This window comes from Paraburkholderia sp., assembly GCF_026225065.1.
In the GTDB taxonomy this organism is placed as follows: Bacteria; Pseudomonadota; Gammaproteobacteria; order Burkholderiales; family Burkholderiaceae; genus Paraburkholderia.
Genome location: NZ_JAMFSB010000205.1, coordinates 1 through 22,662, shown reverse-complemented (window position 1 = coordinate 22,662; position 22,662 = coordinate 1). Strand labels below are relative to the sequence as shown.

Annotated in this window: 23 protein-coding genes; 9 read left to right on the top strand and 14 right to left on the bottom strand. The window is 61.8% G+C overall.

All coding sequences use genetic code 11. From position 1 onward, the window contains the following. Positions 1–28: 28 nt before the first annotated feature. From M0954_RS15215 to M0954_RS15200, 4 genes are all read right to left on the bottom strand, one after another. Complete coding sequence (locus tag M0954_RS15215) at positions 29–613, bottom strand: amino acid synthesis family protein (protein ID WP_122156786.1); 585 nt, start codon at positions 611–613, stop codon at positions 29–31. A 96-nt stretch (positions 614–709) separates the two neighbouring features. After that, positions 710–1,300 carry an amino acid synthesis family protein gene (locus tag M0954_RS15210; protein WP_133894105.1) on the bottom strand — a complete coding sequence of 197 codons (591 nt, stop codon included), beginning with the start codon at positions 1,298–1,300 and terminating at the stop codon, positions 710–712. Further along, a complete protein-coding gene (locus tag M0954_RS15205; RefSeq protein WP_122156788.1) occupies positions 1,276–2,256 on the bottom strand; it encodes a UPF0280 family protein in 981 nt (326 codons plus the stop codon). Before M0954_RS15205 ends, M0954_RS15210 begins: the two co-directional genes overlap by 25 nt. A 5-nt stretch (positions 2,257–2,261) precedes the next feature. Further along, a complete protein-coding gene (locus M0954_RS15200) occupies positions 2,262–3,884 on the bottom strand; it encodes a 6-hydroxynicotinate reductase (RefSeq protein ID WP_297354081.1) in 1,623 nt (540 codons plus the stop codon). A 266-nt stretch (positions 3,885–4,150) separates the two neighbouring features. Here M0954_RS15200 and fdxA point away from each other — a divergent pair, with 266 nt between their 5' ends. The 3 genes from fdxA to M0954_RS15185 all read left to right on the top strand — a co-directional run bounded on the left by fdxA (position 4,151) and on the right by M0954_RS15185 (position 6,567). Continuing rightward, a complete protein-coding gene (fdxA, locus tag M0954_RS15195) occupies positions 4,151–4,474 on the top strand; it encodes a ferredoxin FdxA (protein WP_297354079.1) in 324 nt (107 codons plus the stop codon). A gap of 141 nt (positions 4,475–4,615) precedes the next feature. Beyond that, complete coding sequence (locus M0954_RS15190) at positions 4,616–5,716, top strand: NAD(P)/FAD-dependent oxidoreductase (RefSeq protein ID WP_122156791.1); 1,101 nt, start codon at positions 4,616–4,618, stop codon at positions 5,714–5,716. Positions 5,717–5,862: 146 nt separating this feature from the next. Next, complete coding sequence (locus tag M0954_RS15185) at positions 5,863–6,567, top strand: TetR family transcriptional regulator (protein WP_123386343.1); 705 nt, start codon at positions 5,863–5,865, stop codon at positions 6,565–6,567. A 94-nt stretch (positions 6,568–6,661) separates the two neighbouring features. Here M0954_RS15185 and pcaC read toward each other — a convergent pair whose 3' ends face one another. The 5 genes from pcaC to M0954_RS15160 all read right to left on the bottom strand — a co-directional run bounded on the left by pcaC (position 6,662) and on the right by M0954_RS15160 (position 10,738). Next, positions 6,662–7,051, bottom strand: coding sequence for a 4-carboxymuconolactone decarboxylase (gene pcaC / locus M0954_RS15180; RefSeq protein WP_122156793.1), 390 nt, complete (start codon positions 7,049–7,051; stop codon positions 6,662–6,664). Continuing rightward, positions 7,048–7,839 (bottom strand): 3-oxoadipate enol-lactonase, encoded by a 792-nt coding sequence (gene pcaD, locus M0954_RS15175; protein WP_122156794.1) that lies wholly within the window; start codon positions 7,837–7,839, stop codon positions 7,048–7,050. Before pcaD ends, pcaC begins: the two co-directional genes overlap by 4 nt. Before the next feature lie 4 nt (positions 7,840–7,843). Continuing rightward, entirely contained in the window at positions 7,844–9,223 is a 1,380-nt protein-coding gene (locus M0954_RS15170) for a 3-carboxy-cis,cis-muconate cycloisomerase (protein WP_297354076.1), read from the bottom strand. A 133-nt stretch (positions 9,224–9,356) separates the two neighbouring features. Beyond that, complete coding sequence (locus tag M0954_RS15165; RefSeq protein ID WP_122156796.1) at positions 9,357–10,016, bottom strand: 3-oxoacid CoA-transferase subunit B; 660 nt, start codon at positions 10,014–10,016, stop codon at positions 9,357–9,359. A gap of 11 nt (positions 10,017–10,027) precedes the next feature. Continuing rightward, positions 10,028–10,738 carry a 3-oxoacid CoA-transferase subunit A gene (locus tag M0954_RS15160; protein ID WP_122156797.1) on the bottom strand — a complete coding sequence of 237 codons (711 nt, stop codon included), beginning with the start codon at positions 10,736–10,738 and terminating at the stop codon, positions 10,028–10,030. Positions 10,739–11,465: 727 nt separating this feature from the next. Here M0954_RS15160 and M0954_RS15155 point away from each other — a divergent pair. From M0954_RS15155 to folE, 4 genes are all read left to right on the top strand, one after another. Continuing rightward, positions 11,466–13,337 carry a S8 family serine peptidase gene (locus M0954_RS15155; RefSeq protein ID WP_166660886.1) on the top strand — a complete coding sequence of 624 codons (1,872 nt, stop codon included), beginning with the start codon at positions 11,466–11,468 and terminating at the stop codon, positions 13,335–13,337. A 168-nt stretch (positions 13,338–13,505) separates the two neighbouring features. After that, on the top strand, positions 13,506–15,320 hold the full coding sequence (locus M0954_RS15150) for a tetratricopeptide repeat-containing glycosyltransferase family protein (RefSeq protein ID WP_297354073.1): 1,815 nt from the start codon (positions 13,506–13,508) through the stop codon (positions 15,318–15,320). Positions 15,321–15,345: 25 nt separating this feature from the next. Then, positions 15,346–16,269, top strand: a complete 924-nt coding sequence (locus M0954_RS15145) for a LysR family transcriptional regulator (protein ID WP_122156801.1) — start codon at positions 15,346–15,348, stop codon at positions 16,267–16,269. Positions 16,270–16,402: 133 nt separating this feature from the next. Then, positions 16,403–17,044, top strand: a complete 642-nt coding sequence (folE, locus tag M0954_RS15140; protein ID WP_122156802.1) for a GTP cyclohydrolase I FolE — start codon at positions 16,403–16,405, stop codon at positions 17,042–17,044. Positions 17,045–17,153: 109 nt separating this feature from the next. On the opposite strand, the gene M0954_RS15135 is transcribed toward folE, so the two are convergent. From M0954_RS15135 to M0954_RS15120, 4 genes are all read right to left on the bottom strand, one after another. Further along, the gene (locus M0954_RS15135) at positions 17,154–18,062 is read right to left on the bottom strand and encodes a DMT family transporter (RefSeq protein ID WP_297354071.1); all 909 of its coding nucleotides are present in this window, start codon (positions 18,060–18,062) and stop codon (positions 17,154–17,156) included. A 204-nt stretch (positions 18,063–18,266) separates the two neighbouring features. Then, positions 18,267–19,079, bottom strand: a complete 813-nt coding sequence (locus M0954_RS15130) for an AraC family transcriptional regulator (protein ID WP_297354093.1) — start codon at positions 19,077–19,079, stop codon at positions 18,267–18,269. 55 nt (positions 19,080–19,134) lie between these two features. Further along, a complete protein-coding gene (epsC, locus tag M0954_RS15125) occupies positions 19,135–20,061 on the bottom strand; it encodes a serine O-acetyltransferase EpsC (protein ID WP_122156805.1) in 927 nt (308 codons plus the stop codon). Positions 20,062–20,166: 105 nt separating this feature from the next. Then, positions 20,167–20,400, bottom strand: coding sequence for a hypothetical protein (locus M0954_RS15120; protein ID WP_122156806.1), 234 nt, complete (start codon positions 20,398–20,400; stop codon positions 20,167–20,169). Between the two features lie 276 nt (positions 20,401–20,676). Between M0954_RS15120 and M0954_RS15115 the strand changes: the two genes are divergently transcribed. Further along, positions 20,677–21,120: a DUF3005 domain-containing protein gene (locus tag M0954_RS15115; RefSeq protein WP_133894098.1), complete on the top strand. Its 444-nt coding sequence runs from the start codon at positions 20,677–20,679 to the stop codon at positions 21,118–21,120. 253 nt (positions 21,121–21,373) lie between these two features. Beyond that, positions 21,374–21,979, top strand: a complete 606-nt coding sequence (locus tag M0954_RS15110; RefSeq protein ID WP_297354069.1) for a short chain dehydrogenase — start codon at positions 21,374–21,376, stop codon at positions 21,977–21,979. A 116-nt stretch (positions 21,980–22,095) separates the two neighbouring features. Here M0954_RS15110 and M0954_RS15105 read toward each other — a convergent pair. Next, positions 22,096–22,662, bottom strand: a 567-nt coding sequence (locus M0954_RS15105) for a dihydroxy-acid dehydratase (RefSeq protein WP_297354067.1), incomplete at its 5' end; no start/stop codon positions are given.

Here is a 22,662-nt window from a genome sequence, read left to right as displayed (position 1 = left end):
ACGGGCAGCACAGTACCAGCGAAACTATTCAACGCAAACCGTCTTCGCCTTTGATTTCGCTCACCTGCAATCCGCCGATGCGCGGCAGCGGCCGGCCCGAGGCGGTCACCGCGACCGCCACCACGATTTCATTGGCGCGCGGCGCATCGGAGACGCGCGCTTCGATGGCGTCGAAATGGCTGCGCACGAACGCGGCGTCTTTATGCCCGAGCGGCACGTCGATCGCAGTCCCAAGCGTGCCCATTTTCTTCGCGGACGGCACCAGTGCCGCACCCTTCTCCACTGCAACGCGCAGCGGCGCACCAAGCTTCGGATGCAGGATCGCGGCGGCATGCTCCAGCTCGCCCGCCTCGCCGACAATCGCCGCCTTACCGTAACTTTGCGCCTCGCCAGGCTCGATGCCCAGCGCTTCGACGCACTTCTTGCCGAGTAGTGCGCCGAGTTCTTCACCCGCCTCGATCAGTGCATCGAGTTTAGGTTCGAAGCGACCCGCGTAGGGGTTTTCGATCACGGCGATGGCCACCGCTCGACGCGTCGGCGGATCGATCGTCTGGCCCATTTCAATGCGTGTTTCATCTACCTGCACTACCAGCTTGCGAATCTTGATTGCCATTGCGCTCTCCGTGTATGGGTTCGCTGGGTTTGCGTGAGCCCAGTTTGCCTTGACCCTGCATTGACCGTATCCGAGGTTACGTTACGTCGCGGCGGCCTAGCGCAGGCCGTCCTTACCGACAATCGCCTCTTTCGCCAGACCGCCGACCCGTGCATGCACGCGCTGTCCGGTGCTCATGACGAGGATATAAACCACCTCGTCCGCCGCCGGCGCGCCAGGCACGCGAACTTCGATCGCATCGAAGTGACTGCGCACGTAGCTCGCGTTCACATGAGTCATCGGTACATCGAGTGCCGTGGAAGGTGCGCCGACCTTCTTGGTAGACGACACGATCGCATTGGTCGGCACGCCGTTCTTCTCCAGCAGCTCACGCATGGCGTAGCCACCCGGCACGTGCCATAGCGCACCGTGTTCCAGTTCGCCCGCCGCGCCGACAATAGCTCCCTTGCCGTAGCTCTCGATCGCCGCATGCGGGACCGCCATTGCGGCGAGCAGACGCTGGGCAAGATCGATGCCGATTGGCTTGAGCGCTTCCATCGCGTGCTCGATCTTCGCCTCATAGCGACCTGCAAACGGATTGGTCATCACCGCGGCTATCGCGCCCTTGCGCAACGGCTGCGCAGGCGGCGGCCCGAACTCGTGAAAAATGTCTTCGACGTGCGTCAGCACGCGGCGGATTTCGAACACGGAGCCTCCGTTGGATATTGGGTGTTATGGGTCACGCGCAAGCCGCTGCCAGCAGGCAGCGGCGCACGCAAACCGGTCATGCCGACGACACGCACACGCCGCTGCAAAAACAGCGCGGCGCCTTCGATCAAACCTTGCTCGTGCAGACGGCTCGCTTCCTGAGCGCCGCACGCGAGCGCGAAATCGACCAGCGGTTGCGGCAACGGCGGCACGTCCACGGTCACCAGCAAGTCGCCGAGGTCGCTATCGTCTTTCAGCGACGAGGCCGGTTGGCGCACGATATCCGCGTGCTTCAGATCGACCGCGTTGGCGATCATCGTTGCGGCGGCGTCAGCGGCGGCGGCGCTGCGGGCGAGCACGGTAACGCTGTCTGCGATGCCGAGGCTGAAACTGCGGCCACGCCAGCCGCTCGTCGCAATGCCGCGCACCGGCGACGCGGCGTCGAGCGTCAGGTTAGCGTCGAGCTTGAGGCCTTCATTCAAGGCCGCATTGGGACCATTGGCCAGGCTCGCGCCTTCAAATTCAGCCAGATCGGTGAATACGCCGATCCGGTAATGTTGGCCCTCGCCAAGATACAACGCAATATCGCCGCCATTGTTGATGAACGCCCGCGATACGCCAGGCCGCGCGAACGCCCCGATCAGTTCATCCGCGACGCTGCCTGCGACCGCAGCCATCGGCGTGATATAGCGGGCCCGGTGCGGATAACAGGCGTCCCACATGCGGCGCGCGACCTCGCCTTCACACGGCCCGTTCGACGCATCCTGCGGCACGGGCTGGCGCAACCTCGGCAACTCGGCCACCAGTTCGTCGAGGATTGTCGTGAAGCGCTGCCAGCACGCTTCGTGCGCGGCCCGCAACGCTGCGGCGTCACCATCGGCGCCGATGATCAGATCGATCGGGCCGTGATGCAGGTGCCAACGCGTGGCGTCGAGGGGCGCGCGAGTTGCGGTCATGGGCGTCATCCGAGCATCGGCGGTGTGCCGAGCGGCCATGGGTTATCGGGGTGACGCACCAGGGTGCGGCGCCCAAGCGGCGCTCCTTCGACATGATCGGGTCCATAAGCGAGCACGCTTTCCAGCGAACGCACGGCATCGAGGTGGCCGCCGAGATCGCGGTACACGTCATAGCTCATGGTGAATTCGATCGGCGCCACGATCGCGGGCGTAGGCACGGTGCCGAACGAGCGGTCCGGCATGCGCGCCACGTCCACCATAACAGTGATGCCACCACCAGGCCATACGTACGCAGGCGCCCCGCCGCAGGTCACATTCACTAGCCGCTGTTTGATCGCGCGGGTCAGCAAGACGGGATTTTCAGTAGCGCCGGCGCGCAGACTGCCACCCGCGCCACCCAGGAAAAGTACGGTAGCCAGCGATGGCTCGCAGTTTTCGCCAATACGCTCCACGGTCCGTCGAACCGCTTCGGGCATCTCCATCACTCGCGGCACCAACTCCGCATCCAGTTCGTACCACTGAGCATGTTCGCCCGTTGTCGACACCATCAGCAAACGCATACCCGACCGTGCCACAGCGGGATCAAAGCCCTCAACGATGGCAAGCGGGTCCGAGATATCCGTGCCGCCCCATCCCGTGCCGGGGTTCGCCACCTGGAAATAACGGCCGGGTGTCGATTTGCGGCCGCGAATCTTCAGACCTGAACGCGTCATGCCGAGGCATCGTCCCGCCTGATGCTCGGTCAGCACGCCGGTAATGTGATCGTCGACCACCACCACTTCATCGACATGCCCAAACCACTGCTTGGCAAATATGCCGATAGTGGCCGAGCCGCAACCCACGCGCATGCGCTGCTCCTCGACGCCATCCACGATTGGCGCCGCGCCAGCGCGAATCACGAGACTCGCGCCGCCGTCGATGGTCAGCTCCACCGGCTGCTTGTTACCAAGTTCGAGCATCATCTCGCAGGTCACGCGGCCCTCTTTCTTGCTGCCGCCGGTCAGATGGTGGACGCCGCCAAGGCTTAGCATCTGCGAGCCGTATTCGGCCGTGGTGACGTGGCCGACGATCTCGCCCTGGCAACGCACATTCGATTGCTCCGGGCCGAGAAAACGGTCGGTATCGATCTTTACCTTGAAACTGCAGGAGCTGAAGATGCCCTCGGTGACGACCGTCACCATGTCGACGTCGGCGAGCTTTGAGGAAACGATGAAGGGCGCCGGCTTGTAGTCGGGATAGGTCGACGACGCACCTACGCCGGTTACGAACAGCGCTTGATCCTGAGCCTGCGCCTGTGCCGCGGGTGCAACGCCGTTCGCCCCCGAGGATGCACCAAATTCGATCATCTCCGCCTCGTCGGTGGGCTTACCGGACGCAAGCGTTGGCGTAATGAACACCACCGGATCGACGCGGATCAGCCGCCCGTCTGCGTTTGCATAGCGGTCGCACGCTCCGGTGCGGCCTTCGGAGATCTGGCACAGCACGGGGCACGCATTGCATTCGATCTTGTTGCCCGCCATCCGCTCGCTGCGGGGCGCCGCTTTTTCGAGCACGGTCGGACCGGGCGTGGAGGCGGTTTCGCCATCCACGCGGTCTGCACCGAAATCGACCTTCGTATGTTCGGTCATGTTGGGGTTCCCATACGACGACATTACAATCGGCCCTGCCCGGTTGACGAAATAGTCCTTGTTTCAAGGCATATTCGCGTGACCCGCACCGGCATGAATTTTGAAAAATGTTGCGGTCACTAACCGTTCGTGTAGTATGCACTACATCAAACCTGATAGAAATCTACTCGATCAAAATAGACTGCGCAACGTCTTTTCCCTGGTCGTTAGTCATGTTGCGGCGCGCCATTGCCTGCGCCGCAGCCCTGTGCAGAAGGAGTTTCGCCGTGACTCATGTCGTGACAGAAGCCTGCATCCGTTGCCGCTATACCGACTGCGTGGACGTCTGCCCAGTGGACTGCTTCCACGCCGGACCGAACATGCTGGTGATCGATCCGGACGAATGCATCGACTGCGCGGTCTGCGTAGCCGAGTGCCCCGTCAATGCAATTTACGCCGAAGAAGACCTGCCTGCAGACCAACAGTCTTTCACGGCGCTGAACGCCGAGTTGACCGGCGTGTTCCCGGTGCTCAGCAAGCGTGAAGACCCACTGCCCGACGCCGATGCGTGGAAAGACGTGACGGACAAACTGCATCGGCTCGAACGCTGAGGCATGCCATGCCGCGTCCCATGCGTTCCATGTCGCCGCCTTTCGGCACCCTGATTTCGCCGCACCGCAGCCTTCGCGGCATGCGTATCCGGCTCCTCGTTCCCCCGTTGTTTTTCCCTCAACCGACCGCAGGAGAAACCCATGAACGAAGTTGTTGACCACCCCGCCTCTCACGATACGCAGGACACCCATGCCGAACCGCCATCGCCCATCGAAACCGACGCATTGATCGTCGGTGCAGGGCCGGTCGGCCTCTTTCAGGTGTTCGAACTGGGACTGCTTGAAATCAAGGCACATGTCATCGATTCGCTGCCGGTAGTGGGCGGCCAGTGCGTCGAGCTGTATCCGGATAAACCGATTTACGACATTCCCGCGGTGCCCATCTGCACCGGTCAGGAGCTCGCCGACAATCTGTTGAAGCAGATCGAACCGTTCGGCGCAACGTTTCACCTCGGGCAGGAAGTGCAGATCGTCGAGCGTCTGGAAGACCGGCGGTTTTTCGTGCGCACCAGCAAAGGCACCGAGTTCGTTACAAAGACCATCTTTATTGCAGCAGGGGTGGGCTCGTTTCAGCCACGTACGCTGAAAGTCGCAGGCATTGACAAATACCACGGGCGGCAACTGTTTTACCGTGTGCGCGATCCCGAACTGTTCCGCGACAAGGACATTGTGATCTGCGGTGGCGGCGATTCCGCGCTGGACTGGGCCCTCAATCTCGTGGACATCGCGCAAAGCGTGATCCTCGTGCACCGGCGCGACGACTTCCGTGCGGCGCCCGCCTCGGTGGCAAAAATGCGTGCGCTCTGCGACGATCTGCGCATGCAATGTCTCATCGGACAGGTGAACGGCTTCGAAGACAATCATGAAGCGCTCCATCGCATCAAGGTGACGGGCGGCGACGGCGTCACGCGCACGCTCGAACTCGATCATCTGCTAGTGTTCTTCGGACTTTCCCCGCAGCTTGGGCCGATCGCCCAGTGGGGGCTGGATATCGAACGCAAACAGGTAGGTGTCAATACCGAGAAGTTCGAAACCAATGTGCCGGGCATCTTCGCGGTTGGCGATATCAATACCTATCCTGGCAAAAAGAAGCTGATTCTCTCGGGATTCCATGAGGCCGCGCTGGCGGCATTCGGCGCGGCGCCCTATATTTTCCCGGACAAGAAAATTCATATGCAGTACACAACGACCAGCACTAAACTGCACAAGGTGCTAGGTGTAGAGTCGCCGGTGTTCGATTAATGACCTGCTTGCCCGTTTGCATTCGGGCGGTATGATGACAGCGGGCCGGCGGTGCAAGCTGCCGGCCCGCTGCATTGTGTTCAATTTGTGCCTAGTTTTGTGAGTAGATGCATCAGAACCATCACCAGAGAGAACCGAGGCCGCCCATGAGTCCAACTGCCGCCCGCAAGACGGGCGCTACCGGCATCCGCGCGAAACAGGCCCAGGATACGCGCGCAAAGATCCTGAAAGCAGCCATCAAGGTATTCGCGAAGCAAGGCTATGCAAGCGGCCGGGTCGAAAGCATTTCAAAAGCGGCGCGCTCGCACGACCGGATGATTTACTACTACTTCGGCAGCAAGGAGCAACTGTTCGTCGAAGTGCTCGAGACGATCTATTCGCAGTTCAACGAAGCCGAAAGCCGGCTCGATCTGGATTTAGACAATCCTGTGCATGGCCTGCAACAGATGGTCGAATTTGTCTGGCAGTACTACCTCGATCACCCAGAGTTCGTCACGCTGCTGTCCAGCGAGAATCTGCATCAGGGCAAGCACTCAAAGAAATCGTCCAAGCTGCGTGAGATTTCCGGCTATGCCATTTCCGTGGTCCAGAAAGTGCTGGATGCAGGCAAGGCTAAAGGTGTGTTTCGTCGCAGCATCGCGGCGCGCGATGTGTACATCATGATCGCGTCGTTAGGGTATTTTTATAACGCCAATCAGTACACGCTTAGCGCGTTTCTGGGCGAATCGCTCATGGACAAGCCGGCACTCGCGCATTGGCGCGAGGTCATCAAGGAGACGGTACTGCGAGCGGTGTTGGCAGAAGTGCCGAGCGAGGTGGCCGGCACGGAGAGCGAAACAGCATCGGCATAAGGGTTGGCGGGCAACGTCCCGCGGGCTCCACGCTGCTATCGAGGGCGAACTCACGCTCGCCACCCGATACGCCCGGGCGTAAATGCTTAAGCGCTTACGCCTTTGCCGCGTCGTCCTCGCGGAACAGCTTGTCGGCCAGATGGAACGCCGAGTTAGCCGCGGGCACGCCGCAATAGATCGCGGTCTGCAGCAGCACTTCCTTGATCTCGTCGCGGGTCACGCCGTTGTTCTTCGCCGCCCGCAGATGCAACGCAAGTTCTTCGCTGCGATTGAGCGCAACCATCAGCGCGATCGTCACGAGGCTGCGGCTATGACGCGGCAAACCTTCGCGCGTCCAGATCTCGCCCCATGCGTAACGCGTGATGAAGTTCTGGAATTCTTCGGTGAGTTCGGTGCGGTTGGCCAAAGACCGCTCTACGTGCGCGTCGCCCAGCACGGCGCGGCGCACGTTCATTCCAGCTTCGTAACGTTCGTCGTCGTTCATTGTTGCTCCGTGAGGAAGTCGAGGATGGTCCTCGTAAAGGCGTCCGCCTGCTCGATGTTGGAAATATGCGAGGAGTCCAGCTCGACATAGCGCGCGCCAGGAATCGCCGCAGCAAGCTCCGTGCCTTGCGCGGGCGTCGCGGCCAGATCATGCGTGCCGGAAATCACCAGTACAGGCAGCTTGATGCCGGGCGCTTCGGGACGCAGGTCGGTGGCATCGATCGCTTCGCAATTGCTGGCATAGCCTTCCTTGTCCGTGTGGATGAAAACATCGCGGATCACGGAGAAGATCAGCGGTTCGCGTGCGATGAACTCGGCGGTGAACCAGCGCGGCAAGACTGCTTCGGAAAGCGTCAGCATCCCTTCCTTGCGCGCCCTTTCGGCGCGCGGCACCCATACCTCCGGCGAGCCGATGCGCGCTGCCGTATTGCACAGCACGACGCGTTCGAAGCGGTTCGCATGACGGGCCGCGAGGCCGACGCCGGTCAGGCCACCCATCGACAGGCCACAAAAATTCGCCTTGGCGATCTTCAGCGTATCCATCAGGCCGATCACGTCGCCTGTCAACTGGTCGATCGAATACGGCCCCTTTGGCGCTTCCGAATGACCATGGCCGCGCGTGTCGTAGCGCAGCACGCGGAACGTCTTCGATAGCGCCGCAACTTGCGGCGCCCACATCGACATATCGCTGCCAAGCGAATTCGACAGCACGATCCACGGCGCGTGGCCGTGCCGGTCGCCGTCGATCCGATAGTGAAGCTCGATGCCGTTGACTGCGGCGTAGGGCATTCCGTTACTCCTGGGAAGGTGCGCGGCCTGCGCGCTCGCTATGAAGAGCCAGCACAGCGTCTACATAGGCGTGTGCCTGGCCGACGTATTGAGCCGGATCGAGCAGGTGTTGCAGTTGCTCGACCGGAAGATGTCCGGTGACAGCGGTATCGGCAGCGAGTACGTCGAAGAGCGTCTGCCCCGACTGCACCGCCGTTTTCGAAGCCCGCTCCACCAGATGATGCGCATCGAGCCGGCCAATGCGGTCGCCCAGCGCAAGCATCACCGATTCGCCGAGGATCAGGCCATGCGTGACGTCGAGATTGGCCGCGAGCCGCTCGACGTTGACGTCGAGACCGCTCACGATCTGTTCTATGTTGGCAAGCGCTCCACCCGAGAGCCGCGCGAGATCGGGCAGTGCGTCCCACTCGGCCTGCCAGCCGCCGAGGGCGCGCTCGTGCTCCTGCACCATGCCCGCGAGCACGGTAGCGACGAGCCCCGGCGCGCGCGTCGAGGCGGTCAGCACAGCCGCGCAGCCGACCGGATTGCGCTTATGCGGCATCGTCGATGAACCGCCCTTGCCCGCCGCGGCCGGTTCGGCCAGTTCGCCGAGTTCGGTTTGCATCTGCAGCGAGACGTCGCGGGCAATCTTGCCAAGCGTGCCGATCAACATGCCGAACCATGAAGCCGTTTCGGCGATGCGGTCGCGCTGCGTGTGCCACGGCACCGCGGGCACGCTTAGGTCCAGCTCTTTGCCAAGCGCTCTAGTCACCTCGGGCGCCGCGTCGCGCAGGCTCGCAAGCGTGCCGGCCGCGCCGCCGAATTGCAGTACCAGCACGCGCGGGCGCAACGCTTCGAGCCGTTCTTGATGGCGCAGTAACGCATCGAGCCACTGCGCGAATTTCAGACCCAGCGTAATCGGCAGCGCCTGCTGCAACCAGGTCCGGCCGATCATCGGCGTCGCGCGATGGTTGCGGGCAAGCACAGCGAGCGCGGCGCAGGTGGATTCCAGATGAGGGCCGAGAAGATCGAAGGTGTCGCGCAGTTGCAGGACGGTCGCGGTATCGATGATGTCCTGGCTCGTCGCGCCCCAGTGGACGTATTTCGACGCCTCCGCGTTCGCCGCCTTCACGCGTGCAGTCAGTTGCTTGACGACCCCAATGGCGAGATTGCCGCCGAGCGCCGCGTCGCGTGCGAGCGCGTCGGCATCCAGTTGATCGGCCTGGCAAGCCGCTTCGATAGCTGCCACCGCCGATTGCGGAATGACCTTGTGCTGCGCCGAGGCCCGCGCGAGCGCCGCCTCGACATCGAGCATTCTTTGCAGCGTGGCGCGCGGCGACCAGGCATCGTTCATTGGCTGCGTGCCGCAGATGAGACCGGTCAGACGGGCGCTGGCTTCGAGCATGGTGGAGTGGGAAAACGGATAAAGGGGTATCGTCCGCGCGTCCGAAACTACGGGCAAGCGGAGCGTACGCGGTCATCTAAAATAATAGACACGCCAGACAAGTTACACCATTGTCGTCAACGCCGCGCCGAGGTCACGCAGCGCGTGCCGCCTGGGTGCCGTCGATCAGAGGCACGCCGGTCAGTTTGTGCAGCGCGTCGAAATCGATGTCCGAGAAAATCTCGCGTACTACGAGGCCGTCAGCGGTGACGTCGATCATCGCCAGATCGGTGTAAATGCGATCCACGCAGGCCACACCCGTGACCGGGTACGTGCACTCCGCGGCGATCTTGCTTTCGCCCTGCTTGGTCAGGTGCTCCATCATCACGTACACCTGCTTGGCGCCGATGGCCAGATCCATCGCGCCGCCGACTGCCGGAATCGCATCCGGCGCGCCGGTGTGCCAGTTCGCGAGGTCGCCCGTGGCCGATACCTGGAATGCGCCGAGCACGCAGAAGTCCAGGTGGCCGCCGCGCATCATCGCGAACGAGTCCGAATGGTGGAAGTACGCGCCGCCCGTCAGCAATGTGACGTGCTGCTTGCCGGCGTTGATCAGTTCGTCGTCTTCCTTGCCGGGTGCCGGTGCCGGGCCCATGCCGAGCAGGCCGTTTTCGCTGTGCAGGAAGATTTCCTTGTCCGCAGCGAGGTGGTTGGCCACCAGCGTCGGCACGCCGATACCGAGGTTCACATACGCGCCTTCAGGGATGTCCTGAGCGACGCGCTTCGCCATTTCATCGCGGGTCAGTTTTTTCATGTCGGGTCTCCTCAGGCGGCGGTCGCGGATGCTGATGCAAGCTCGGCTTCATGCGTGGCTTGCGGCACTTCGATCACGCGTTGCACGAAAATGCCGGGGGTGACGATCACTTCCGGATCGAGTTCGCCAAGCGGCACCACTTTCGACACCTGCACGACCGCGGTTTTCGCCGCGCTCGCCATGATCGGGCCAAAGTTACGCGCCGTCTTGCGATACACCAGATTGCCCCAGCGGTCGCCCTTGAAGGCTTTGATAAGCGCGAAATCTGCATGCAGCGGTGACTCGAGCACGTAATGCTTGCCGTCGATCAGGCGCGTTTCCTTGCCCTCGGCGAGTTTCGTGCCGTAGGCAGTCGGGGTGAAGAAGCCACCAATGCCCGCACCTGCCGCGCGAATACGCTCGGCGAGGTTGCCCTGCGGCACCAGTTCGAGTTCGATCTCACCGGCGCGGTAGAGCGCGTCGAACACATAGGAATCAGTCTGGCGCGGGAACGAGCAGATGATCTTGCGCACGCGCCTGGCCTTCAGCAACGCGGCTAGGCCGATGTCGCCGTTGCCAGCATTGTTGTTGACGATGGTGAGCTCGCGCGCGCCTTGCTCGATCAGCGCGTCGATCAGCTCGGACGGCATGCCAGCCGTGCCGAAGCCGCCGATCATGACGGTCGCGCCGTCGTGCACATCGGCGACCGCCGACTGAAGTGACTCGAAAATCTTGTTGATCATGTCGAATTCCCTTGGGGACGCGCCGTACCTTGCCGCTCGCACCATCACGGCACGCCTGCTCTGGCGAACCACGCGGAACGACTTGCGGGACGGTCTCCACGCCCTGGTCATGGCGCGCCGACCGGATTCGATCAACACGCAATTTGTTCGTTATACGAACACTGATTCGTTTAGCGAACGCACTGGCGCATTATGAAAGCTGCTGCTTGCGCTTGTCAAGGCGGGGCTATCCATGATCCGCCTTTATCCCACCCACCCGGTAAAGATTCTGACGAAAGAAAAGAAATTCCCACTTGCTTAACCTGATCAGGATATTCAATATCTTAATCAGGCTATTTTTAACGCCGACACAGTTTTGAACTCTTGACCGCTGAGGGCGTGATTGGCGACATGCGATCCTTATCTCATTTATTCAGGAATCTTAACTTAATGGGCTGAATTGGATCAGCCCGACAATTCATCAGAGAGACGAAAAATCTTGCGAACACAGAAGCGGGACAAAGCGCGAGCCGGTTTGCGCGAGCCCATGAATAGAGCTGACCTTGCAAAGTCGAAAAAGCGCTTTCCCCGCGCGCTTGCCGGCATAACCTGTTTCTGCCTCGCGCTAGCGTTAACAGCGTGTGGCGGACACGGCGAAAGCGATTCGACCACCCAATCGGTGCCAACTGCACAGAGTACGGCTTTAGTCGCAGCAGCAGCCAGCGCCGCTAGTTCCAGCACCGTTTCAATGGCGATGTCGTTGAAAATGAATCCGACCAGCCTTACGCCGGATACCTCCACGGACCGTTTCATCGTCAAGTACAAGACAGGCACCTCGGAAGGCGGGTCCACGACGGCGGTCCAGGCAAAACTTGATCGCCTCGCAAGTGCGTTCCCGTCGAAGGCGCGCCATTTGCGGCGCATGGGTATCGGGGCAGATGTCGTGACAACAGGGCGCAAGCTCAATGCCGAGGAAGCCCGGGCTTTCATGCGGGCCATCGCGTCGGACCCGAACGTTGAATACGTGGAGCCCGATACGGAAATGTCGGGAACAATGGCTCCAAATGACCCTGAGTACGGCAATCAGTGGGGGCTGACCTCGAACCAGAAGCCCGGCACCACCACGGCGGGAATACGGGCTGAGGCCGCCTGGGATATCGCCAATGGCTCCGGTGCCGTGATCGCCATGATCGATAACGGCGTAACCAGCCATAGCGACCTCAATGCCAACATCCTGCCCGGGTACGATTTCACCTCTAATAATCGTGGTGGCAACGGCACGAACCCGGGCATCATCAACGAGACATGTTCAGTCGTCTGGCACGGCACGCACGTCGCGGGGATCATGGCCGCGCAGACCAACAACCATATCGGCATAGCGGGAGTCGCGCCGGCTGCCAAGGTGGTCCCGGTTCGCGTATTGAATGCGTGCGCAAGAGGCTATACGTCCGATATCGCCGACGGCATCACGTGGGCCGCCGGCGGCAGCGTTCCAGGCGTCCCGAACAATGCCAACCCTGCCAAGGTGATCAACGTCAGCCTCGGCGGCCTCGGTTCCTGCGAAACGGCCTTTCAGAATGCCATCGACTACGCCACCGCCCAGGGCGCTGTAGTCGTGGCAGCCGCAGGCAACAATGCCGTTAGTGCAACGAATTTCGAGCCGGCCAATTGCCGTAACGTCGTCAATGTGGGCGCCACCAACCGCCCTGGCTGGCGATGGGTGGACTCCAACTATGGGGCGGCAGTCGATCTTGCTGCGCCCGGAGACTCGATCTGGTCGACCTACAACAACGGAACGGCTGCCCCCGGTACGGAAGGTTATGGCTACATGGACGGCACGTCGATGGCCGCGCCGATGGTAAGCGGAGTGATCGCGTTAGCCCAGTCTGTGGCCCCCAAGGCGCTAAGCCCTGCGGAAATGCGGACCCTGCTCACGCAGAATGTGCAACCGTTTCCCGACGGTCCACCGGACCAACCTCTCGGGACGGGCATTCTGGATGCCAACGCGACTGTCATCGCCGCCGGGTCCGGAAAGATTCCGGCCGCCGCGGATTTCACGTGCTCAGAAAGTACGGCGATCATGCAAGTCACTTGCGTGGATCGCTCTACCGCCAGGGGTGCGCCCATCACTTCGTGGGCCTGGAATTTCGGCACCGGCGGCCCTGATATGGTCCGCACGCAATCTGTCACTGCGTGGACGAACTATGAGTATCCCGGCACCTACGAAATTACCTTCAGCGTGACGGATAGCACCGGGGCCGTGAGCAAGCTGACGCGCCCATTTCGAGTCCTTCCCCCGATCCTCACGGACCTGAGTGCGGGTACACCGTTGACGATTTCGGCGAAAAACGGCGAGATGCAGAATTACGATCTCGTTGTTCCTACGGGGGTCAAGAGCCTGACATTTACCCTCTCGCCGGCGACGTCCAGCCAGACCGCAATCCTTGATATCAAGGCGGGCACGCCCTCCCCGCTGCACCCGGACTGCGAGTCCGTAATGGTGAGAGGTGGGGCCGCCACGTGTACGCTCTCCAATCCGGCACCGGGAACGTACTACGCCATCGTCAGCGCCAGTAACAAGCTGAGTGACGTCTCTCTCCTCGCCACTTATTCGCAGTAAGCAAGGCACGCCCGAACTGCGCCCCCTGTGTGCTAGTTACGGACGCGGGGCGTAGTTCCGGTTCGATTCACGGACAACAGCCTACCCACACCCCAAAGCCTAACGTCGATGCTCAACCACTCGCCCGCCAATGACGCTGACGCAACCCTGGACGTGGGCGCGCTTGTCGTGCTCGCTGACGCCGATTTTGACGCGCGGCGTTTTGCCGAGGCGATGAACGGTTACCGCAAAGTGCTCACCGCCAGCCCACGCCATGTGCATGCGCTGCACCTGATGGGGCTCGCCTGCGTGCATGCGAACGACATGAACCAGGCGCGCGACTATCTTGAACAGGCGCTGCAAGTCGCTCCTGACCGCGCCGATCTGTGGGAGCACGCTGGTTTGCTCGCGGCGCGGCAGGGAGATCCTGTTTGCGCCGACGCGTTCTATCGCCGTGCGATCGCCTTGGCCGGCAGCACCGCCAGCCTTCACAGGAACCTCGCCGACTGCCTGCGACTGTCTGGCCGCTTCAGTGAGGCAATCGTCCACTACAAAAAGTCGCTTGAAATCGAGCCGGATTTACATCACGCCATTCGCGCCCTGGCCCGAATCAGTGCGCAAATCGGCAACGTCGATGACGCTGCCGACTACTGGCTGCGTACGTGGGCGCTCGACGCGTCCAGCCTGCAGGACGGTCTTGATCTGATTGCGGCACTGGCAAAGGCGAACCGTACCGGCCAGCTTCACGAGGCGATCGTGCAAATCCGAACCCGCTTTGCCTGCGATGCCGAGGCGCTCAAATCGCTGTCGTTCGTATTGAACGTCCACGATCGTTTCAGCGAAGCATTCGACGTTGCCATGCAGGGGCTCGCCATCAGTCCGCACCATCCCCTGCTGCATCACAACGCAGCGCGCGCACTTGGCATGCATGGCAAACTCGCCCCAAGCCGGCCGCACAGCATGGAAGCTGCGCGACTTATGCCGGACAACCCGTATATGCAATTTCAACTGGCAGGCGTGCAGCTTGGACTTGGCGAGTTCGAAGAGGGCTGGAAGCGGTACAGATGGTTTTACAAAATTCCCGGCCAGGACAAAGAACTGGTCCGTCCAACGTTTCCTGAATGGCAGGGCGAATCCATTGCGGGACGTCTGTTCCTGCTGGTTGGCGAGCAAGGGCGTGGCGATGAAATCCAGTTCATCCGGTTTGCCGAATGGTTGCATCAGCAAGGGGCAACCGTTGACGTACTGGTAAGCGGGCCAATAGCAAGGCTGGCGGCTAGCATGGTGAACGTGCGAACCGTATGGACCACCGTACCTCCCGGACCTTACGACTACTGGAACCATATGCTAAGGATTCCGGAGCGCATGAAACTCACCTTGCCGATGCTCCCCGTTGCGATGCCCTATATCGCGGCAGCGCCAGACAAGGTTCGCTATTGGCAGGGCTACATTGATGCCCTTTCATCGCGAAGAATGCACGAAGGAGGCAAAAGCGTCGCCCTGGTGTGGGCAGGCAACCCGACTCACGCTCTCGACCGTTACCGGTCTATCCAGCTCGAGGTGCTAAAGCCTCTTTTTACACTTCCGCAAGTGAGCTGGTATTCCTTGCAGAAAGGCGAGTGCGAGCGTCAGAGCGAATATCTCGCCAATGACTTCGACGTGCACACGTTAGGCCCCGCAATCGAAGACTTCACCGATACGCTCGCGATACTCCAGACGCTCGATCTGCTCATTACGGTAGACACGTCCGTTGCCCACCTTGCCGGAGCCGCCGGGTTGCCCGTGTGGACGCTGATACCTGCCTGCGCGGACTGGCGCTGGCTGACCGGCAGAACAGACAGCCCGTGGTATCCGTCAATGCGCCTGTTCCGGCAACGTCAGTTGGGAGAGTGGGATCCTGTCGTAGAAGAGGTAAAGAGCGCGCTGGGCGAGTGGCGAGCGGCCCCTTCGGCGCTTTCCCCAATATCCGCCAACGCGATTCAAGGAGTAAGGTGTATGCGTTAAACCGATACTCCCTTGCGCCGCCGGCATGCCCGAACTCGATCTCAACCTGATCCCGTACCTCGTTGCCATGGAAGAAACTCGCAACGTAAGCCGCGCCGCAGACCGTCTGGGCGTCAGCCAACCGCGCGTGAGCACGGCCCTTGGGAAGCTGCGCGAGTACTTCGGCGATCAGCTGTTCGTGCGCACTTCGCGTGGCATGGAACCGACGCCGCGCGCACTCGCGCTGATTCCGGCGGCACGCGAAGCGCTGCTGCGCATCGAGCAAGGCATGCTGGACGCTCAGGAGTTCGAGCCGTCCACTACCACGCACACATTTTCGATCGCCCTCTCCGACGTCGGAGAAATCGTCTTTCTGCCGCGTCTGCTGCAAATGTTCGCCGAGCGCGCACCACGTGCGAATCTCCGCTCAGTCTCACTGCCGCCTTCGCAAATCGAGCGCGGTCTTGAATCGGGCGACGTAGATCTGGCGGTCGGCTACTTCCCGGACCTCTCTGGGAACAACTTCTTTCAGCAGCGCCTCTTCACGCATCGCTTCATTTGTCTGATGCGCAGCGATCATCCGCTCGCGCGCGAACCGTTGACGCTGTCGCAGTTCATCGGTTGCGGACATGCGGTCGTGCGTGCCGAAGGACGCAGTCAGGAGGTCCTCGAGCAATTCCTCGAGAAAAAACGCATCCGGCGCCGTGCGGTGCTCGAAACTTCGCATTTCATGAGCTTGCCGTTCATCCTCGCGCGCACCGACCTGATTGCCACGGTGCCGCACGCAATCGGCTTTGCGTACGTCTCGGAACATGCGTCCATCATGCTCGTCGAGCCGCCGCTCGAACTGCCGCGCTTCGATTTGAAGCAGCACTGGCATCGCAAGTTTCATAACGATCCGCGTGCGAGCTGGCTGCGTAGTGTCGTCGCCGAACTCTTTAACGACGCCATGGACGAGTGGCCGAAATAGCTCGCTCATTGCATTGCCGAGGGCCTGCGCTCATGGCTATACAGCAGCAGCCCTACACACCGCATCGCAAAACATGGAACAATGGCCGGTACCGGTCGGACCTGATAGATGTGCGACCTCACAGGAGTGAAGGATGACCAGCAAGAGCAAGGCAAAGAAGACCAAACAAAGCGAAGCCCTTGGCCGCCCGACGCGTGAAGAGGCGGAAGACGCCGTACGCGTGCTGCTGCGCTGGGCCGGCGACGATCCGCAACGTGAAGGACTGCTCGATACGCCGGCGCGCGTGGTGCGCTCCTATGAAGAATTCTTCGCAGGCTATTCGGTCGATCCGCGCGAACTGCTCGCCCGCACCTTCTCCGAGGTGGATGGCTACGACGAGATGATCGTGCTGAAAGACATCCGCTTCGAAAGCTATTGCGAGCATCACATGGTTCCGATCATCGGCCGCGCACATGTAGCTTATCTGCCGGGTCGTCGCGTAGTGGGCATTTCCAAACTGGCGCGGCTCGTCGATGCGTTCGCCAAGCGTCTGCAGATCCAGGAGAAGATGACCGTGCAGATCGCCGATACGCTCAACGAAGTGCTGCAACCCGAGGGCGTGGGCGTGATTCTCGAAGCAGCGCATCAATGCATGTCGACACGCGGCGTGCACAAGGCCGGGGTCACGATGGTCACTTCGCGCATGCTCGGCACGTTCCGCACGGATCCATCGACGCGCCGGGAGTTTCTGTCCATTGTCGGTCATCCCGGCATCGTGGCAGTGTCGAATACCTAGGCGCACACGCAGGTACTCGCAAAGTCCCGACGTGGGATCTGCGGTCCAGTCCGCGATCAAAGCCGCGACCACATACACCGCGTACGCCATGTACGCCATGTACGCCACGTCACGCCGGGCGACGCGGTGCACGCCTCAGGTGCACCACCGTCGCGAGCAGGACCGCGCCGAGCACACACACCACCCCGGCAAGCTGCGCGCCCGTCACCAGCTCGTGTAGAAATGCCGCCGCCATTACCACTGCGCTGATAGGCACGAGCGCCGTCATGAGGCCTGCTTCCGCGCCGCTGATCCGGGCGGCCCCCGCGTACCACAGCACGAACCCGCCGACCGTCGGCACCCATGCGTAATAGACGACGCCAGCGAGCGCGGCTGCATCGAACGACAGGCGCCATGCGTGCTCAAAACACGCCGGCACGATTGCCACCGCAAAGCCTATCCCGCTCATCAATGCCGACAGCGGCAGCGCCGCCACCGGCGTGCGCAGTTTGCGGTTAAGCAGAATGAATAACGCTTCGCAGACAATCGCGGCAAACACCAGCGCATTACCCACTAACGAACTCGCTGCATGTGAGGCACCCAGGTCCCCCGGGCGCATGGTGCACACCAGCACGCCTGATGTCGCCAGGACAATGGCTCCGATCAGCGAAGGAGCTGGCCGCTCGCCGAGCGCCAGCATCGCCACGAGTGCCGACACGGCCGGCAAGGTGCCCGCAATCACTCCGGCATCCGCTGCCGAAGCGAGCTTCATGCCGCTGATGAGAAACACTGTGTAGCCGACGCTGCCCGCCCCCGCCTGCGCGATCAGAAGCAGCACGTCACGCCATACGAGGCGCGGCCAATGCACACCGCGCACGCGCATCACCAGCAGGAACACGGGAAAGGCAATCGCAAAGCGCAACGCCGTGGCCGAAAACGGCGGCAACCCGGCCGCGATCGTCTTGCTGACCACGACCGTGCTGCCGACGCCGATCATCGCCAGACCGCAAAACAGATAGCCCACATAACGCGAATTCATTCCGCCGCCGTGCATGATTGAATGAGCGGCCAGCTTAGAAGGCGCGCAGCACGCGGTCTTGAACGAAATTGCAGCGCGCTGCGTTTAACGCGCGCAGTCAGTTCGCCGCGTACAGCCGCCGTATGCAAAAAAAGGAGAGGACGCTGCGAACACAAACGGGCCACGCGGCCCAACCGGGACGCGTAACGGACCGTTAGTGGACCCTTAGCGGATCGCCGTGGCGTAATTGGCCGGCGTCACGCCGAGCAAACGCACGAATGCGCGCGTCATATGACTCTGGTCGGCAAATCCTGCGGCGACCGCCGTCTCGGCAAGCGCAGTGCCACGTGCAATCAACTGACGAGCCAGTACGACACGCCGCTGCATACGATACGCATGCGGCGGCAACCCCAACGCTTGCGCGAAGCTGCGCAGCAACTGGAAGCGGCTCATGGCCGCCTCGGCGGCCAGCTCCGCGAGCGTAAGCTGGGCTGCGGGATCATCGTCGATGCGTGCCTTGGCACGTGTGATCGGACCCGCCACCCCACGCGGCGAAGCGCACGTCAATGCAGTGTGGCGCCGCCCCAGATGCCCGAGCATCTGCAGCAGCGCCGTTTCGCGCGCCAATGCATCACCGGGGCCAGCTAGCGTGACGGACGCCATGAACAGCCGCTCGAACAACGCTTTCAATACCGGATCGTGAACGACCGGCTGCGTCAATTCAATCATCTGACGCGGCTCGCCACCTGGCCCCTGTGCTACCAGTTCGCGCGCCACATCGCGCAGAAATGTCGGCTCGAAGTAAAGCATGCGCCATGCGCGACCACGCTCGTCCAGCGGACTACCGTCGTGGACTTCCCCAGGGTTGACCATGATCGCGTCGTTCATGCGCGCTTCGACCACACCGCGTCCGCTGGCCGAGCGGTGTCCGCCGCGCACGATCACTCCAACGCCGAAGCGGTCGTGTGAGTGTCGTGGAAATGCATGTGCGGTTTCAGCGACCGTCGCCTCCACGCCGGCGATCGCGCAGCGGGGCATATGAACGCGACCGGCAGTCACGGCGAACTCCACCGGGCGAGCGGGAGCGTCAGCATCAACGCCCCCCGTCGTCCTTGCGATCGCCTTCGCGGATCTTGCCCTGCGAAACGCTGCTGCCCGGCGGCACGCTATGGGTCAACCACACATTCCCGCCGATCACCGAGCCTCGCCCAATCGTCACGCGGCCGAGAATCGTCGCGCCGGCATAGATGACTACGTCATCTTCGACGACCGGATGGCGGGCATTACCCTTGACGAGCGTGCCGTCGACATCCGCTGCAAAGCTCTTCGCTCCGAGCGTCACCGCCTGATACACCCGCACGCGCTCGCCGATGACAGCGGTCTCGCCAATCACCACACCCGTGCCATGGTCAATGAAAAAACTCGGCCCGATTTGCGCGCCAGGGTGGATGTCGATGCCTGTGGCCGAATGTGCGATCTCGTTGATAAAGCGTGCCAGCAACGGCACACCGAGCCGGTGCAGTGCGTGCGCGAGACGGTGATGCGTCATCGCCCAGACGCCCGGATAACAGAGCAGGATCTCGGTGATGTGTTGCGCAGCGGGGTCGCCCGTGAATGCGGCCTGAATGTCGCTGACCAGCAGCGCGCGGATACCGGGCAACTGCGTGCCGAATTCGCGCGCCACCTCAAATGCGCGTTCACCCAGTTCGATCTCCGGCGTCTCGGCATATTGCGGCAGGAATCGCAAGGCGCGGCGAATCTGTTCGGCGAGTAGCCGCAACGTGCTTTCGAGCGTATGTCCGACGTAGTAGTCGACGGTCTCGTCAGTCAGGTCGGGCGCACCATAGTGGGTCGGAAAGAGCGCGGCGCGCAGGCCCGTGACGATACTGCCCACTGCTTCGCGCGAGGGCAGGTCGCGAATGCCGAGCGGGTGGCGGGTGCGGTGCAACTGCTCGCGCGACTCGCGCAGGTCTGCGACGATCTGCTCGAGGCCCCAGTTATGGGAAGGACGGTTTGACATGGTGAGGACGGCGCCCGTGCGGCGAGCACGGTTCAGAGTGAATTGTCCCCAGAGATTACCGCGTTTTGCCGCCGCTCGTGCGGCGCTGCATCCAGGCCAGCAGCGTCATATGGTGACGCTGCTGGCGTCGATCCAGCGCACCGCCCAGTCTCGCGCATGCGCGATTGCGGCGGCTTCATCGGCAAAGCGGAAGTCGGTAGGAAAAAAACGGTTGGCGACGAGTTCGCCGTCGCTCGAACGGGAGATCACCACGTAAGGTTGCCAAGTTCCATCTCCTGCGCGCGCCGGCTCGCAATTCAGCAAGTAGCCGCGATGTGTAAATGCAGCATCGAAGTGCATGTGTCACCCGCCCCTGATTGCCTCATATAGTTGGCTCAAGCAGCGCCGTCTCTCTCTGGTCACGCTGGAACGGCTCGGTAGAAACCGCCAAATTAATAACCGCGCTGACTCGTCGGAGTAAGATCATACTCTGTAGAAAATACGCTCTGGTCAAAAAAAAATCAAAAGAATGTCATATGCGCGCAGGCGCGAACCGGAAGCCATGCAGCGCACCTGGGGAAGACCCGGAACAAGTTTTGCTGCACTCACCTATGTTGTCTTCAAGGAGAAAGCATAATGAACAGCAATGTCACAGACACTTCCCGCAAGCCTGGCACCGGTGGTCCGAGCAGCGCAGAGTTGCACAACGACCGCACCCACGACAGCACTGTCGACACCGACGGCAAGAATCTCGAAGCCGCGCGTCTCGCGGGCCATAGTCCAATTGGGCCGGACGAAGTCACCACGAGCAACGCCACGCTGGTCAACAGCGTGCCGGAAGCAGGCGACGGTCTTGGCGGCTTCGACAGCCGCGTTGGCGGCAATCGCCTACTGCTCGCGTTAGAGCCGGGCTATACGGTTATCGACAAGGGCATGGTCGGGCCGCAATCCGCCTACGATGAAGATCATCAGTTCGACGAGCAGCGGCCAGTGGGGAGCTATCAGGATCGCGGACGTATTCACTTTGCGCTGAACCATATGCGGCCCACGCGTGTAATCGAACTGCAGCGCAGGAAGTAGCAAATGGGAAATGAAATCGCGCTGCATAAGCCAAAGAGGCTTATGCAGCGCGGTGTTTACTTCCTTCCTGTTCCGCCCGAGTCTGAGCGAATCCGCGCAGCGCGCGCTGTTTGAATATCGGTGCGAGCTGCGCGGCGGCGCATCGAAACCCGATTCGAAACTGCAGGTTTAAGCACCTGCAAGCCGCGCCCTCTTATTCCCGTCCCGTATCCCGCCGACAATCGAACCCACATTTAACATTCAGGGGTGGAAGATGAAAAAGATCGTCGTGATTGGCGCTACCGGCACACTCGGCCAGGCAGTGAGCGCCGAATTGAAAGCACGTCATGAAGTGATCGAAGTGGGCGCGACGCGTGGCCAATATCGCGTCGACAGCACGGACCCGGCGAGCGTCGAAAAACTGTTCCGCGAAATCGGCAAGGTGGATGGCGTCGTCACCACCACCGGCAAGGTGCATTTCGGCCCGCTGCCGGAGATGACGATCGAACAGTTCTGGGTCGGCTTGCGCGACAAGCTGATGGGACAGATCAACGTGGTGCTCGCTGCACAGCAGTATGTGAACGACGGTGGCTCGTTCACGCTGACAAGTGGCATCCTTGCCGAGGAGCCGATCCGCGAAGGCGCGAACGCGACCACTGTCAATCTGGCGCTGGAAGGTTTTGTGTGCGGCGCGGCCATCGAACTGCCACGCGGTATTCGCATCAACCTGGTGAGCCCGACTGTGCTGACCGAATCGATGGGAAGCTACGCGCCGTATTTCCGCGGCTTCGAACCGGTGACGGCGCAGCGCGCTGCGCAGGGATATCTACGCAGCGTCGAAGGGGCGCAGACGGGGCGGGTGTATCGGGTTGGGTCTTGACGTATTGAGGCGTAGCAGGGCGTATTGATTGATGCGTTGAATGTCAGGCGGTGGGCGCCTGGCATTCAACGCCCGCGGGACGCGACAAAAACGTCCCGCAGCCCCGAGCGAAACGCTCAGTGAATCTCCGGCTCGCTGCCCGCTTCAGCCGCGCCGTCGCGCTGCAGAAAGTCGAAGTCGCAACCCTTGTTGGCCTGCATCACGTGCACCTGATGCATCGCGCCGTAGCCGCGCGTAAAGCGCGGCGCGGGTTCGACCCACGCGGCCTTGCGGCGTGCCAGTTCTTCGTCCGACACCAGCACATTGAGCTTGCGTTGCGGTACGTCGAGTTCGATCATGTCGCCGTCCTGCACCAGCGCGAACGGTCCGCCGATAAACGACTCCGGCGCCACGTGCAGCACACACGCGCCGTAGCTCGTGCCGCTCATGCGCGCGTCCGAGATGCGCAGCATGTCGCGCACACCCTGTTGCAGCAACTTCTTCGGAATCGGCAACTGGCCCCACTCCGGCATACCCGGCGCGCCCACCGGACCTGCATGCTGCAGCACGATCACGCACGTCTCGTCGATATCGAGCGCGTCGTCATCAATGCGCGTCGCCATATCGTTGTAGTCCTTGAACACCACCGCGCGGCCGGTATGCACGTGCAGCTTCGGATCGGCCGCACCCGGCTTGATGACGGC

Bases quoted from the DNA above. Each gene is read 5' to 3' on its own strand.
- M0954_RS15185 (WP_123386343.1), top strand. From the start codon at position 5,863: ATGAGTCCAACTGCCGCCCGCAAGACGGGCGCTACCGGCATCCGCGCG.
- M0954_RS15155 (WP_166660886.1), top strand. From the start codon at position 11,466: ATGGCGATGTCGTTGAAAATGAATCCGACCAGCCTTACGCCGGATACC.
- M0954_RS15145 (WP_122156801.1), top strand. From the start codon at position 15,346: ATGCCCGAACTCGATCTCAACCTGATCCCGTACCTCGTTGCCATGGAA.
- M0954_RS15190 (WP_122156791.1), top strand. From the start codon at position 4,616: ATGAACGAAGTTGTTGACCACCCCGCCTCTCACGATACGCAGGACACC.
- M0954_RS15130 (WP_297354093.1), bottom strand. From the start codon at position 19,079: ATGCCCCGCTGCGCGATCGCCGGCGTGGAGGCGACGGTCGCTGAAACC.
- M0954_RS15135 (WP_297354071.1), bottom strand. From the start codon at position 18,062: ATGAATTCGCGTTATGTGGGCTATCTGTTTTGCGGTCTGGCGATGATC.
- M0954_RS15165 (WP_122156796.1), bottom strand. From the start codon at position 10,016: ATGAAAAAACTGACCCGCGATGAAATGGCGAAGCGCGTCGCTCAGGAC.
- pcaC (WP_122156793.1), bottom strand. From the start codon at position 7,051: ATGAACGACGACGAACGTTACGAAGCTGGAATGAACGTGCGCCGCGCC.
- M0954_RS15215 (WP_122156786.1), bottom strand. From the start codon at position 613: ATGGCAATCAAGATTCGCAAGCTGGTAGTGCAGGTAGATGAAACACGC.
- M0954_RS15120 (WP_122156806.1), bottom strand. From the start codon at position 20,400: ATGCACTTCGATGCTGCATTTACACATCGCGGCTACTTGCTGAATTGC.
- M0954_RS15160 (WP_122156797.1), bottom strand. From the start codon at position 10,738: ATGATCAACAAGATTTTCGAGTCACTTCAGTCGGCGGTCGCCGATGTG.
- M0954_RS15205 (WP_122156788.1), bottom strand. From the start codon at position 2,256: ATGACCGCAACTCGCGCGCCCCTCGACGCCACGCGTTGGCACCTGCAT.
- M0954_RS15200 (WP_297354081.1), bottom strand. From the start codon at position 3,884: ATGACCGAACATACGAAGGTCGATTTCGGTGCAGACCGCGTGGATGGC.
- M0954_RS15110 (WP_297354069.1), top strand. From the start codon at position 21,374: ATGAAAAAGATCGTCGTGATTGGCGCTACCGGCACACTCGGCCAGGCA.
- epsC (WP_122156805.1), bottom strand. From the start codon at position 20,061: ATGTCAAACCGTCCTTCCCATAACTGGGGCCTCGAGCAGATCGTCGCA.
- pcaD (WP_122156794.1), bottom strand. From the start codon at position 7,839: ATGCCCTACGCCGCAGTCAACGGCATCGAGCTTCACTATCGGATCGAC.
- M0954_RS15170 (WP_297354076.1), bottom strand. From the start codon at position 9,223: ATGCTCGAAGCCAGCGCCCGTCTGACCGGTCTCATCTGCGGCACGCAG.
- folE (WP_122156802.1), top strand. From the start codon at position 16,403: ATGACCAGCAAGAGCAAGGCAAAGAAGACCAAACAAAGCGAAGCCCTT.
- M0954_RS15115 (WP_133894098.1), top strand. From the start codon at position 20,677: ATGAACAGCAATGTCACAGACACTTCCCGCAAGCCTGGCACCGGTGGT.